Annotated in this window: 7 protein-coding genes; 2 read left to right on the top strand and 5 right to left on the bottom strand. The window is 76.4% G+C overall.

The genetic code is table 11. The features are described from left to right. Nucleotides 1-60: 60 nt before the first annotated feature. The 5 genes from WMF20_RS28605 to WMF20_RS28585 all read right to left on the bottom strand — a co-directional run bounded on the left by WMF20_RS28605 (nt 61) and on the right by WMF20_RS28585 (nt 4,826). On the bottom strand, nt 61-258 hold the full coding sequence (locus WMF20_RS28605) for a hypothetical protein (RefSeq protein WP_437605101.1): 198 nt from the start codon (nt 256-258) through the stop codon (nt 61-63). Further along, entirely contained in the window at nt 255-1,229 is a 975-nt protein-coding gene (locus WMF20_RS28600) for a GAF domain-containing protein (RefSeq protein ID WP_437605100.1), read from the bottom strand. The genes WMF20_RS28605 and WMF20_RS28600 overlap by 4 nt, the downstream gene beginning before the upstream one ends. A 214-nt stretch (nt 1,230-1,443) precedes the next feature. Beyond that, on the bottom strand, nt 1,444-3,015 hold the full coding sequence (locus tag WMF20_RS28595) for a PAS domain-containing protein (protein ID WP_437605099.1): 1,572 nt from the start codon (nt 3,013-3,015) through the stop codon (nt 1,444-1,446). 356 nt (nt 3,016-3,371) lie between these two features. After that, nucleotides 3,372-3,962: a superoxide dismutase gene (locus WMF20_RS28590; RefSeq protein ID WP_437605098.1), complete on the bottom strand. Its 591-nt coding sequence runs from the start codon at nt 3,960-3,962 to the stop codon at nt 3,372-3,374. Between the two features lie 312 nt (nt 3,963-4,274). After that, complete coding sequence (locus WMF20_RS28585; protein WP_437605097.1) at nt 4,275-4,826, bottom strand: MarR family winged helix-turn-helix transcriptional regulator; 552 nt, start codon at nt 4,824-4,826, stop codon at nt 4,275-4,277. Between the two features lie 398 nt (nt 4,827-5,224). On the opposite strand from WMF20_RS28585, the gene WMF20_RS28580 reads away from it, so the two are divergent. Then, the gene (locus tag WMF20_RS28580; RefSeq protein ID WP_437605096.1) at nt 5,225-11,905 is read left to right on the top strand and encodes an SDR family NAD(P)-dependent oxidoreductase; all 6,681 of its coding nucleotides are present in this window, start codon (nt 5,225-5,227) and stop codon (nt 11,903-11,905) included. After that, nucleotides 11,902-12,636, top strand: a complete 735-nt coding sequence (locus tag WMF20_RS28575; RefSeq protein ID WP_437605095.1) for a 4'-phosphopantetheinyl transferase superfamily protein — start codon at nt 11,902-11,904, stop codon at nt 12,634-12,636. Before WMF20_RS28580 ends, WMF20_RS28575 begins: the two co-directional genes overlap by 4 nt. Nucleotides 12,637-12,643 lie beyond the last annotated feature (7 nt).

Raw genomic sequence — 12,643 nt, 5'->3', positions numbered from 1 at the left:
GGCCTCCCACGCTCGGTCCCCGCGCGCTGCCCGGCCCTCGCGGCGCGAGCGCCCGCGCCCCTACGCGCGGCGGAGGATCTCCTCCAGCGCGTGCTCCAGCCGCCGCTCGATCTCGGGATCGTCGAGCGCGGGCGTGATCTCCTCGGGCACCACGCGCGCGCGCATGATGACCCGCGCATAGATGAACGCGCTGCGCGCGCTCGGAGCGTCCTTGTCGCCGAGACACGAACGGAGCAGCTGGTACGCTCTGCCCTTCACCGCACCTCCGTTGCCCGGGCGCGCTCGACCGTGGCGATGATCCGGCGAACCGCGGCGGACGCGGTCTCGTGCGCCGCGAACGCGTCCCGCACGACGTGCGCCGCCTTGGCGGCGACCCCCTCGCCGAGCGTGCCCTCCAGCACGCCCTCGGCCAGCCGGACGAGCGGGCCGACCTCGACCATGTCCCGCGCCAGCGAGCGCGTCGCCAGGGCGATCTCCGAGGCCGTCTCGGCCGGGAACGAGCGCGAAAGCAGCAGCGCGTCCTCGGCCAGCTCCGTCGCGATCGCGAACATGTCCCGATAGCAGTCGACCGCCGCGCGCAGGTCGTCCGGGCTCAGCGCCGCCGGGGGCGCCTCCGGCAGCGTCGCCGCGGCGCTCTGCGCCTCGGCGAGCACCGGAGCGATCGCCCCGAGCGCATGCTCCAGCAGGCGCGCGGTCTGCTCGAAGCGCGCGAGCCGCTCCTTCACGGTCCGGCTCGGCGGCGGCGCGTCGCTCTCCAGCGCCTCGAGCCGCGCGCCGACCTCGGCGGCGAGCTGCTCCAGGCCCTCGATCACGCGCGGCCCGAACCCGCGGGGCACGACGTCGAGCACGCAGAACGAGCCGACCACGTGCCGGCGCACCCGGATGGGCACCCCGGCGTAGGCGCGGATGCCATACCGCTCGACGAGCTCCTTGGGCACGCGCTCGTCCAGCATCGCGTCCTCGACGACGAGCGGCGCCTCGTGGCGGACCACGAGCTGACAGAACGAGTTGCTCCGCGAGGTCGCGCAGCTCACGCACAGCTCCGGCGGCAGGCCGCGGTGCGCGCGGAACAGCTGGATGTGGCGGACGATCAAGCTCACCAGCGCCATCGGCGCCTGCGCGAGCTCGGCCGCACGCTCGACGCAGGTGTCGAGGATGGCGTCCGCGTCGTCGCGCAGCAGCACCTGGTGCAGCTCGGCGAGGCGCGCGGGATCGTTCAAATCGGCCATGAAGAGGTGCTCTTGCCGGGGCGAGAGGGCAGATTCTGGCTCGAGCGGCGGCAGGAAGCAGCCGCGCCTTTCGCGCAGCTTACCGCAACCGAGCGCCGGGGGCCGCACCCACGGGGCCGCGACCGGCGAGCTCAACCGATGTGCGTTCCAGGAGGCGTGACGCGCCGCCGATCCTCCGGGTCGCCCGGGCCTCGCGCGCGGGGCGGGCCACGGCTCACGCGCGCGCCCGGACGACCGAGACGCCGAGCTGGCCGAGCACGTGGCGGAGCGCGGCGCGCAGCGCGCCGAACGTGCGCAGCTCGCCGAGCTCCACGCCGAGGCCCACCAGCGTCCTGCTCACCGCCGGCGAGATGCCGGAGAGCGCGCACGTGGTCCCGAGCAGGCGCGCGGCCCGCACCAGCTTGAGCAGGTGGTTCGCGGTCGCCGTGTCCACGACGTCGACCCCGGTGAGATCCACGATGGCGAACCGCGCCCGGTTCGCGCTGACCGCCTCGAGGAGCGCGGTCATCATCTCGGCCGCGCGGACGCTGTCGACCACGCCGATGATCGGCATCGTGAGCACCCCGTCCCAGATCTCGATGATGGGCGTCACCAGGGCCTGGATGGTCCGCCGCTGGCGCTCGATGAGGTGCCGCTGCTCCTTCAGCGCCAGCTCGTGCCGCTGCCGCTCCCGCTCGGCCGTGATGTCGGCCTGGATGGCCACGAAGCTCGTCACCTGGCCCGACGCGTCGCGCACCGGGGTGAGCGCCATGCGCATCCAGGCGCGCGCGCCGCCGTCGCGCTCCGCCGGGAACTCGACCGAGACCTCCCGGCGCTCGGCGACCGCGCGCGCGAGCTGCTCGGCCGCGGCCGCGTCGGCGATGCCGCCCACGAGCCGCAGGAACGAGGCGCCCAGGAGCTCGCCCACCGGCCGCCCGGACAGGCGCGCGAAGGCGGCGTTCACGTACGTGACGGGCAGCTCCTCGGCGGCGCTCGCCGCGACGAGGATGCCCTGGGAGGCCGCGCCGATCGCCTGCGCCAGGAGCTCCCGGTCCCGCTCGACGCGCCGGCCGTCCGTGATGTCCCGCGAGACGCCGACCGTGCCGATCACCTGGCCTCGCTCGCCCCGCAGGGCCGACTTGACCGTGGTCAGCGTCCGGATCGCGCCGTCGTGGCGCGCGGCCGGCTCCTCGTCGATGACCAGCCGGTTGCCGGTCTCGAACACGTACAGGTCGTCTCTCACGTACTGCTGCGTGAAGTCCGGCTCGCTGCGCGGAGAGTCGATGATGCCGTGGAGCTCGGCGTTGGTCATGCCGTAGAGCTCGCGGAACGCCTTGTTGGCCCACAGCACCCTCGATCTCGGGCCCTTCACGAGGACCATGTCGTCGATGGCGTCGAGGATCTGTTGATACACCTCCTCCGCGAGGAGCGGCCCGGCCGCGCGGCGCGGCCTGCCGGTGATGTCCTCGAAGACACCGTACGCCAGGTCGCCTCGATCGTACGTCGAGGCGCTCAGGGAGAGCAGGCGCGTCGAGCCGTCGCTGCCGAGCACGCGACACTCGAGATCCGCCGTCGAGGGGCCGGGGAAGAGGCCGCCGAGCGTCGAGCGCACCTGCGCGCGATCGGTCTCGACCACGATCTCGTCGAGCGGCTTGCCGGTGAGATCCAGAGAGGACCGGCCGAGCGCCCGCGCGCACGCCGCGTTCCACTTCACCAGGCGGCCCTCGGCCGTCACGACGCAGAAGGGGTGCTGGCAAGCCTCGAAGAACAACTCGAAAGAAGGCTGCGCGGTCGGTTGCGTGTTCATAGACCTCGCTCGCAGGGGAGACTCACCCACAGGGCTGTGCTGTAGAGCTGCGCATCGATCTCCACAGGCCCCCCTGGGCTCGACGCGCCTGTCTCTGTTTATACCAGCTGGCCCCGCTTCGATAGAGCCATGGGGAACGTCGGAAGATACGTTCTCGCCATTATCGCCGATCAGTTCCTGACGTAACGTGCGGGCGCGCGCTGCAAGGGGGGCGCGCTCGTGCGCGAGCGCGGGGGTGGGGGCGGGGGGCCGAGCTCTTCGTGCGCCTCCAGGCGCTGCGCGGCGAGGTCGCGGCGGCGGGCGCCCGCGAGCGCGAGCCGGGCGCGGCCCGCGCGCTGGGCTCGATCGACAGCGCGCTACGACGACGCGGCGCGGAGGTTCCTGGCGACGGCGTCCCAGCTCACGAGCTTGTCGAGGAACACCTCCAGGAAGCGCTGGCGGTTGTTGCGGTGATCGAGGTAATAAGCATGCTCCCAGACATCGCACGTGAGGAGCGGCGTCGCGCCCGTCGTGAGCGGGGTCTCTGCGTTCGGCGTGTCGAGGATCCTGCCCTTGCCGCCGTCGAGCACGAGCCACGCGTATCCCGAGCCGAAGCGCGCGACGCCGGAGGCGATGAAGTCGCCGCGGACCTTCTCCCAGCCGCCGAGGCCAGCGATGAGATCGCCCACGTCCCCCGAGGGCGGAGGGCCGCCGCCGTTCGGCTTCATGCCCTCCCAGAAGAAGGTGTGATTCCAGACCTGAGCTGCGTTGTTGAACACCGCGCCGGAGCTCGTGCGCACGAGAACGACGAGGCTCTTGTTCGCCTCGGGCTTGCCGTCGATCAGGCTCTTGAGCTTCGACATGTAGCCCTTGTGGTGCTTCTCGTAATGAAACTCGAGCGTCTCCCGGCTCATGGCGGGCTCCAGCGCGTCCTTGGGGTAGGGGAGCGGTGCCACCTCGAAGTCCATGGTGTCCTCCTTCTCTCGTTCGTGCGCGCTCCGGCGAGGCTTGCGCCCGTCGACTCTCGAACCCGCGGCGCTGCCCGTCAATCCGCGCTGACGCCGATGCGCCCGAGGCGGCGATGGAGGCGCCCGCCCGCTCGACAACGCGGCCGACAAGAGCTGCCGTGCCAGACCTGCGCAATCTCATCAGGGCGCCGCGCCACCCCGAGAGTCCAACCTCGGGTCGGAGACACTCGCGGGCCGACGTCTTCCTCCCAGGCCTTCAGGGGGCGCCGAGCGCTCCTCTCACGGCGCTCCGCCGGCGCCGCACCGTGATCATCACGCCTCCGGCGATCGTCGCTTCGCCTTGCGCTTGGCCGGCTTGGCCGGCCGTTCCCGCGCCTTCGCCTGCCGCGCCGGCGCCGGCGCCTGCTCGGGCCGCGTGGCCAGGGCGACGACGCGGCCGAGCTCCTCGCGGAGCGCGTCCGCCTCGCTGGGGCCGAGCCGCTCGCGGACGTGCTTCTGGGTCCGCTCCCACAGCGGGAACGCCGCCTCGATGGCGCGCTCTCCCTGGCGCGTCAGGAAGATGAGGCGGACGCGCGCGTCGTCGGGCGCGCGCGCGACCCGGAGCAGGCCCGCCCGCTCCAGCGGCGCGAGGTTCCTCGTGAGCGTCGTGCGATCCATGACGAGGCCGTCGGCGAGCGCGCCGAGCTTCACGCCCCCGTCGCCGCACGTCGCGACCGCGACGAGCATCGTGAGCTGCGTCGCCTGGAGCCCCGAGGGCCGCAGCGCCTCGTCGTAGAGCCGCGTCAGCGCGCGCGACGCGCGGCGCACGCGCACGAGGGCGCACTGGCTCGCGATGATCTCGGAGGCACGGGCAAAATCAACCACAAGTGTATCTACACCGTTTCGGGCCGACCCGCCATCCAGGACGTCCCGAACTGCTTGACATCTGTACAGGTGCAGGTACACCTATCCCTACGATGCGGGGCGGCATTCCCCGCTCCATCGCTGGCTCGTCGCCGGGTCCTCCAGGCCCCGGCGCGCGCTGACCGATCCGTCGGTCGATCGCTCGATGTTCGCTGCCCGGGCCGCGACGGCGCCGAGGCGCGCCCGCGGCTCGGGCGCGCGGCCGGCGGCCGTGGGCCCGCGCCGCGCATTTTAGGTGTAGGTACACTCATTTGACGGCCCGGACCGCGGGGCGGTGACGGACGCACGAAGCATCGGCTGGCACGCGGTGCCAGGCGTGCGTCGACGCCGCGCGCGAGCGGGCTGCGTGGAGAGGATCCATGGGCGAGTTCTTCGTCGTTCCTTATTGCGTGAAGTTCGAGGACAGCATGGCCTACGGGAGCCATCACTACCTCACCAACTTCCGCTTCCAGTGCATCGCGCGCGAGACGCTCTACTTCGCCGAGGCCGCGGACGGCTCGCTCCCGCACGAGGACGATCGCGCCGCGATCCGGCTGCTCACCAGCGAGGGCTACAGCCGGAACCTCTCGCCGGTCCGCGTGGGCGAGCGCGTCGCGATCTTCATGACCCTCGGCGGCGTGACGCGCTCGAGCGCGTACGGGTACTTCCGCACGGTCCGCTTCGACGGCGAGCCCGTGGCGTGCGGCTACCAGCGGATCGTCGCCGTCGGGGCGACGAGCGACGAGCTCGCGCCGCTGCCCAGATCCGTGACGATGCACGTCGGCGCGCTCGACGAGCAGGTGCCGCACCAGCGCTTCGTCGAGCTCGCCCTGCGCGGCGGCTCCGCGCTGCGCGAGCTCTTCCCCGAGCGCCTCCTCCGGCACGCCGTCGAGGTCGCGCGCGCTCCGCTGCACGCGTCGCGCCCGCACCGCACGCAATCGGGCGCGGCGAGCGCGGCGGGCGCGGCGGACGAGCCCGCGCAAGGAGGAGCGCCCGCGCGGGCGGGCCGCGGAGGCGCCGCGAAGGTGGCCCTGCTCCTGCCCGGCCAGGGCTCGTTCGACCTCCGGCTGCTGCGCGCGCTCCACGCGCGCTTCGACGCCGCGCGCGCGGCCGTCGCCGAGGCCGAGCCCGCGGCGCGGGCGCTGCTCGGCGCGTCGCTCGCGGCGCTCGTGGCCGCCGGCGAGGCGGAAGCGCGGGCCGCCCTCGACGCGTGCGCCGACCTCGATCAGCTCGGCATCCTCGTCCAGGACTACGTCGCCGTCGCGCTGCTCCGGTCCGCCGGGCTCGAGCCGGACGTCGTGGCGGGGCACAGCCTCGGGGAGATCGCCGCGCTGGCCGCCGCGGGGGCCTTCTCGCTCGCGACGGCCGCGGAGCTCGTGGGCCGGCGGGTGCTGGCCCTGCGCGGCGCGCCGCCCGGCCGCATGCTCGCGGCGCACACCGGCGCCGAGCGGCTGCGCGACGAGGTGCAGGCGCTCGGCCGGGACGACGTGTTCGTCTCGGTGATCAACGCGGCCGACCAGGCGGTCGCCTCGGGCACGGCGGACGGCATCGCGGCGCTCGAGCGGCGGCTCGAGGGCGCCGGCGTCCGGGCGACCGTGCTCGCGAGCCGCTACGCCTTCCATTCGCCCCTGCTCGCGCCGGCGGTCGGCCCGTTCGCGAGCGCCGCCCTGCGCGCGGGCGCGGCGCGGCCGGCGCTGGCCACGTACTCGCCGATCGATCGCGTCCACTACGGCGAGGGCGCGCTCGCGCCCGCGCGCCTGCTCCCCATGCACCTCGTGACGCCGCTCGACTTCGGAGCGGCCGTGCGCGACCTCCACGCGGCGGGCTGCCGCACCTTCGTCGAGTGCGGCGGCGGCAGCGCGCTGGCCGCACTCGTACGACGGAGCGCGCCGCCGGGGCCCGACCTGCGCGTGATCGCGACGTTCCGCGCCGGCGAGGACGTGGTGGCCGAGCACCGGCGCGCGGTCGAGGCGCTGCGCGCCGCCGGCCACGCGCTGACGGCGGTCGCGGCGCTCCCCGAGGAAGGGCGGGACGACCGCCGCCCGCGCGAGGACGCCGCGCCCGCGGGCGCCGCGCCGATCGCCATCGTCGGCATGGGCGCGGTGCTGCCGGGGTCCGGCGGCGTCGACGCCTACCTCGCGCAGCTGCGGTCGGGTACGTGCGGCATCGCCGACACCGGCGCGCGACACCCGGAGCTCGCGACCGACTTCCTGAGCCCCGGCCGCGCCGCCGACAAGACGTACAGCCTGCTGGTCGGCACGGTCGACGCGCTCGGGCCGTACGCCGAGCGCACCGGGTACGACGCGCGCACGCTCGAGCGGCTGCCCAAGACGGCCCGCATGCTGGCGTGCGCGCTCGCCGAGGCCAAGGCGCAGGCGGCCGTGCTCCGCGACGGCGCGCCGCTCCGGATCGCGTGCCTCCTCGGGTCGACGGCGGACGGCTCGATCGAGCACGACGAGGCGACGCTGCTGCTCGGCGTCGAGCGCGCGCTCGCCGGCGTCGCCGCGGACCCGGCGGACCGCGCGGCCGTCGCGGAGGCCCTGGCGGGCGAGCTCGGGCTCGACGCGGAGCGGCGCGCGGCGTGCCGCGGCCACCTCGAGCCGCTCGCGCGCGTCGTGCGCGACGTCGTGCGCGAGGGCGTGCGCACCGTGGTCGTCGACGCGGCCTGCGCGTCGTCGATGCACGCGGTGCACCTCGGCGCCGCGATGCTGCGCCGCGGCCTCGCCGATGTCGTGATCGCCGGCGGCGCCTACCAGCCCGGCCCGACCAACGCCTGCCAGTTCTCGCAGTTCGGCGGGCTCTCCGCGACCGGCAGCCGCCCGTTCGACGCGTCGGCCGACGGGGTTGTGTTCGGCGAGGGCGCCGCCGTGGTCGTGCTCGAGCGGCTCGACGATGCCCGCGCGCGGGGCGATCGCGTCGACGCGGTGCTCCTCGGCAGCGGCGTGTCGAGCGACGGCCCGAGCCCGTCGGTCACCGTGCCGCAGAGCCGCGGGCAGAGCCTGGCCATGCGGCGCGCCTACGCGGCCGCCGGCGTGGCGCCGCGATCCGTGCAATACGTCGAGGCGCACGCCACCGCGACGCCCGTCGGCGACGCGACCGAGCACAAGGCGCTCGCCGAGGTGTTCGCCGGCGAGGAGGGCGCGCCGCGCATCGCCCTGGGCAGCGTCAAGTCGCTGCTCGGCCACACGGGCTGGACCGCGGGCGTCGCGTCGCTCATCAAGGTCGTGCTCGCGATCCGCGAGCGCACGATCTTCGCGCAGCACGGGTTCCAGACGCCGAGCGGGCGCATCGACCTCGCGCGCTCGCCGTTCGCCATCCCGACGGCGGCCGCCCAGTGGACGGCGGACGGCGATGCGCCCCGGCGCGCCGGGCTCGACAGCTTCGGCTTCGGCGGCACCAACGCCCACCTCGTCGTCGAGGAGCACCGGCCAGGCCGCCACGCGCCGCGCGCGCGCCCGCGCGGCGAGGCCCGCGCGCTGTGCGTCGTCGGGCTGGGGGCCGTGTTCCCCGGCGAGGGCGGCGCGCCCGCGGACGCGCCCTCGGACGCGCTCGCGTTCGACGAGCGCGCGCTGCGGCTGCCGGCCCGCGCGCCGGTCCTCCCGGACGCCCTCGAGGCGATGGACCCGACGCAGCTGCTCGCGGCGATGGCCGCGGAGAGGGCGCTCGCGGCGCTGCCGGCGCGCGAGCTCGGCGAGCGCATCGGCGTCGTCGTCGGCCACGAGGGCAAGACGCGCCGCGGCGCGCGCGCGAACGAGCGGATCTTCGCCGATCGCGTGGCGCGGGCGCTCCGCGCGCGCGGCGTGAGCCCGGCGCTGGCCTCCGCGACCGTCGACGCGCTCCGCGCGGGCTCGCCCGCGACGGGGCCGTACACGCAGCCGGGCAACATGCCCAACGTCATCTCCGGGCGCGTCGCCAACGTCTTCGGCCTGCGCGGGCCGAACTTCGTCGTCGACGCCTCCGCGGCCTCGCTGCTCGACGCGCTCGCGGCCGCCGATCTCGTGCTCGACGAGGACTGCGAGGTCGTGCTGGCGGGCGCCGTCAACGCGTTCAGCGACGACGTCGCGCGCGGCGCGTCGGCGACCCGCGACCCGCGGCCGGTGGGCGAGGGGGCGCTGCTCGTCGCGCTGTGCACCGAGGAGACCGCGGCGCGCCACGCCTTTCCGGTGCTCGCGCGCCTCCGCGTCGCGCCGTTTGTCGCGGCGGGGGCGGCGGAGGGCGGCCTCGCCGGCCGCGAGCTCGTGGTCAGCGGGCCGGGTCGACCGCGGGCGCGGCTGCGCGGGGCCGAGGGCGCGATCGAGCTCCTCGAGGCGATCCGCGGCGCGCGCGAGCACGGCACCGCCGCCGCCGTGCGCTGGCCCTCGGACGCCCGCGCGGTCGAGGTCGCGCCCCCCGAGGGCGTGCGCGCGGCGCCGCCGTCCCACGTCGCACCGGCGCCCAGCGTCGCGCCGGCGCCCAGCGTCGCGCCGGCGCCGGCGCCCTCGGGGTTCGCCACGGGCACGCCGATCCACTGCTACGTCCCCGAAATCGCGCGCGTGCCGGCCGCGGGGCCCGCGGCGCGCGTCCCGTCCCGCGTCCTCTACGTCTGCGCCGACGCGGCGCTGGCCGCGGACGTGCGGCGCGCCGCCCGCTCCGCCGAGGAGCGCGCGCGCGTCCTCGAGCTCGCCGGCGACGCGGCGCTCGACGCCGCGCGCGGGCTCGCGGCGCCGGGGCCCGAGGCCGGCGGCGGGGGGCCGTCGATCGACGCCGGCGACGAGCAGCAGCTCAGCGCGTCCTTCCGGTCCCTCGCGCCCGATGACGTCGACGCGGTCGTCGTGCTCACCCGCGCCGAGGACGCGCGCGCGTTCGTCGACGGCGCGCCGGGCTCGTACCGGCCGGCGCTGCGCGCGCTGTTCGGCGCGGCGCGCCGCTACTACGACGCCGTGGGGCGCGGCGACGTGGCCTTCGCAGCGGTCGTCGTCGGCGCGGTGGACCCATCCGGGCGGCTCGCGCCCGCGAGCGGCGCCGTCGGCGGCTTCGTGAAGTCGCTGGCGCGCGAGCTGCCGGGCGGCGACGTGCGCGTCGTCCACACGGACGCGCAGGACGCCGCGGCGGCGCTCGGCGCGCTCTTCGAGGAGTGGCGGCGTGCCCGGCCGGCCACCCCCGAGGAGGTGGTCGATCTCGGCGGCGTGCGGCACGTGGTGCAGCTCGCCCGCCCCTCCTCGGGGTCGCCCGCCCGCGCGGCCTCGCCGCTCGACGCCGACGCGGTCGCGCTCGTGACGGGCGGCGCGCGCGGCATCACGGCGCAGTTCGTCGAGGCCTTGCAGGGCCGCTTCGGCTGCCGCGCCGTGCTCCTCGGCCGCTCGCGGCTGGAGGACGCCCCCCCGCACACGCTCGCGATGACCGACGCGGAGCTCGACGCGTACGAGCGGGACTTCTACGCCGAGGCGCTGCGCGAGGGCCGCGGCGTGCGGATGGCCGCGCTGCGCGAGCGCTACGGCCGCATCCGGGCGGCGCGCGAGGCGCACCGCGTCCTGGCCCACCTGCGCGCGCGGGGCGGGAGCGTCGATTACCACGCCGCCGACGTCACGAGCGCCGCGGACGTCGAGCGCGCCGTGGCGGCGGTCGCGGCGGCCTACGGCCGGGTCGACCTGATCGTGCACGGCGCCGGCGTCCAGGTGTCGAGCCGGCTCACGTCGAAGTCGCTCGAGCTCTTCGAGCGGATCGTCGACACGAAGCTCGCGGGCCTCTGCCACCTCCGCCGCGCGCTCGCGCGCCACCTGCCCGCCGCCCGCCCGCACGTCCACCTCGTGACGTCGGCGTTCAGCGCGCTCGGCAACGACGGGCAGCCCGACTACGGCGCGGCCAACGAGGCGATGAACCGCGCCGCCGCGTGCTTCGCGGCCGAGGCGGACGCCGGCCCGTGGTCCAGCATCGCGTGGCTCGGCTGGAACGGCGTCGGCATGACCGCCGGGTCCGAGTACAGCGCGCTCGGCGCGGCGCGCGGGCTCCGGGGCATCGAGCCGGAGGAGGGGCGGCAGATCTTCCTCGACCTCGTGGCCGAGCGCCCCGTCGGCGCGGCCCAGGTGCTGCTCACGGACCGCGAGATCGAGCGCTTCGCCCCGCGCATCGCGGCGTCCGCCCCGCGCATCGCGGCGGCGGGCGCGCCGGAGGGCCCGCAGGAGCGCGCGTGGACGCTCGATCCGCGCGTCGAGCCGTGGCTCTCCGACCACCGGGCGCGCTCCTCCGCCGTCGCGGCCGGCGCCTTCCTCGTCGAGCTGGCCGTCCGGCACGCGCTCGCGGCGGCGGACGGCGGCGCGGTGGTCCGCGAGGTGCGCGACGTGCGCTTCCTCGAGCTACTGCGCCTGCCCGACGACGCGGCCCGCGAGGTGCGCACGGTGACGACCCGGAGCGAGCGGCTCGCCGGCGGCCGCGTCGCGTGCGCCGTCGAGGTGCGCGGCGACTTCGTCCACCGGTCGGGCCTGGTCCTCCGCGCGGGCGTGCCCTTCGCGACCTGCGTCGTCGAGCTCGGCGCGCTCGACACCCGCCGCGACGGCCTCGCCCCGCGCCACGCCGGGCGCGTCGACGGGCCGGCGTTCCGCGATCCGTACGCGAGCCCCGGCGCGCCGCTCCGGCACGCGGGCTGGTTCGACCACCTCGGCACCGTCGTGCTCGGGGCCGCGCACTCGTCGGCCCGGTTCCGCGCCCCGAAGGACCGCGCCCTTTCGCGGCTGCGCGCGGCCGCGACGCCGTTCCTCCTGCTCGACGCCCTCCTGACGCTCGGCGTTTTGCGCCGCGACGAGGCGGGCGCGTTCCCGGTGTGCGCCGCGGGCGGCGTCGACCGGATCCGCTTCGGCGCGGCCGCGAACGACCTCGCGATCCGCGACGCGGGCGGCCCGATCCGGCTCGTCGCCGCGGCCCCGACCGCCGCGGGCGACCGCGTCCTCGGCGCGTGGGCTCAGGCGCTCGACCCGGCGGGCGGCGTGCTGCTCGACCTCGAGGGCCTCGTGGGGCTCGCGGTGGGCCGCGTGGCCGCCGAGGCGCGCCCTGCCGCGCCGGCGTCGCTGCCGCTGGGGGCGCCGTGACGCCGCCGCTCGCGATCGCGATCGTCCGGGCCGACGAGGCCGCGGCGGCGCGCCTCGATCCCTACCTGACGGCCGGCGAGCGCCGCGTGTGCGCGGGCCAGCGCGCCGCCGCCCGCCGGGCGCAGTCCGCGTGCGCGCGCGTCGCGGCGAAGTGGCTCCGGCTGGAGCTCGCCGCCGGCCGCGGCGCCCCGCTGGTCTCGCTCGACGCGGCCGCGCTCGAGGCGCACCCGCGGGCGGACTACCTCGCCTGCGCGATCACGGGGCCCGGCGGCGGCCCCCCGCGCTTCGAGGACGGCGCGCTCGCGCTGTCGCTCTCCCACGCGGGCGACCTCGCGGCGGCGGCGGTCACCACGGCGCGCGCCGTCGGCGTGGACGTCGAGCGGGTCGAGGCGCGCGCGGCCGCCTTCGCCGACGAGCACTTCACGCCGCGCGAGCGCGACGGGCTCGCGCGCGGCGCCGCGGCGGGCGCCCCGCGCGCCGCGCTCGAGACGCTGCTCTGGAGCGCGAAGGAGGCGCTCTACAAGACGGGGGCGCTCGATCTGCCCGCCCGGTTCTCCTTCCGGGACATCGACGTCGCGTTCCCGCCGGGAGGCGCGCGCCTCGCGCCGCCCTCCGTCCGCGCCTTCGCGCTGACCGCGCGCGGCGGGCAGTTCTTCGGCCGGGCCGTGCTGACCGGTGCGTTCGCGCTCGTCGCGACCGTGCCGGTCCCTCCGGCCATTGCTCTGGGATGAATGGCTC

Origin of the sequence: Sorangium sp. So ce834 (assembly GCF_051521425.1) — a bacterium.
Lineage (GTDB): Bacteria > Myxococcota_A > Polyangia > Polyangiales > Polyangiaceae > Sorangium > Sorangium cellulosum_D.
The sequence above is the reverse complement of the archived record's forward strand: the minus strand, read 5'-3'. Positions and strand labels throughout refer to the sequence as shown.